This window comes from Streptomyces phyllanthi (genome assembly GCF_009377205.1).
In the GTDB taxonomy this organism is placed as follows: Bacteria; Actinomycetota; Actinomycetes; order Streptomycetales; family Streptomycetaceae; genus Streptomyces; species Streptomyces phyllanthi.
Window position 1 is genome coordinate 1 of the sequence record NZ_VJZE01000939.1, and the last position, 1,004, is coordinate 1,004.

The 1,004-nt window shown below is 72.0% G+C and carries 1 protein-coding gene; it reads left to right on the top strand.

Annotated elements, in window-relative coordinates; genetic code table 11:
• The first annotated feature begins 219 nt into the window (after nucleotides 1-219).
• On the top strand, nucleotides 220-900 hold the full coding sequence (locus FNH04_RS46260) for a response regulator (protein ID WP_152792185.1): 681 nt from the start codon (nucleotides 220-222) through the stop codon (nucleotides 898-900).
• The last annotated feature ends 104 nt before the right edge of the window (nucleotides 901-1,004 follow it).

Below are 1,004 nucleotides of genomic sequence, written 5' to 3' on the forward strand. Positions count from 1 at the left end.
GGGTACCGGTGTCCGAGGCTCCCCCCACTCCGCCCAGGGGGGCACGCCCACTCGAACCCCCGAATTCGGGGCTGCGCCGCCGGGCCCTGCCTCGGGGCTCCGCCCCGGACCCCGCTCCCCGAACGCCGCAGGGGCTGATCCGTTCACCGACGGACCCCGCACGGCCACATACGCACGGCTCACCCCCACGTCCTCGTCGCCCTCATTACGGTAGGCCGCATGACTGCGATCCGACTGCTCCTGGTCGACGACGACCCCCTGGTGAGAGCCGGCCTGACCTTCATGATGGGCGGTGCCGACGGCATCGAGATCGTCGGCGAGGCCGCCGACGGCGGCGAGGTCGAGGCCCTCGTCGACCGCATCCGCCCGGATGTCGTCCTCATGGACATCCGGATGCCGACCGTGGACGGACTCGCGGCCACCGAACGGCTCCGCACCCGCGAGAACGCCCCTCAGATCATCGTCCTGACCACCTTCCACGCCGACGACCAGGTACTGCGCGCGCTACGCGCCGGAGCGGCCGGGTTCGTACTGAAGGACACCCCACCCGCCGAGATCGTCGAAGCGGTACGCCGCGTCGCGGCCGGCGACCCCGTGCTCTCACCCGCCGTCACCCGCCAGCTGATGCGCCACGCCGCGGACGGCGCCCCCGACACCCGCCGCACACACGCCCGCACCCGCATGGCCGTCCTCCACGACCGCGAGCGCGAGGTCGCCGTCGCCGTGGGCCGGGGCGCCTCGAACGCCGAGATCGCCGCCGAACTCTTCATGAGCGTCGCCACGGTCAAGACCCATGTCTCCCGCATCCTCGCCAAACTCGGCCTCAACAACCGGGTGCAGATCGCGCTGCTGACGTACGACGCGGAACTCCTGGACGAGGACGGGAGTCAACGGGCGTAGGGGAACGAGGACAGGCGCCGCGACGGGTGGTGTCCACGGAAGCCGGGGGAGAAGGGGAGGGGCACTCCCTCAATCGGTCCCGCACCCCCGCGCTCTCCCGTTCC

Excerpts from the sequence above, each read along its gene's own strand:
- FNH04_RS46260 (WP_152792185.1), top strand. The coding sequence starts at position 220 with ATGACTGCGATCCGACTGCTCCTGGTCGACGACGACCCCCTGGTGAGA.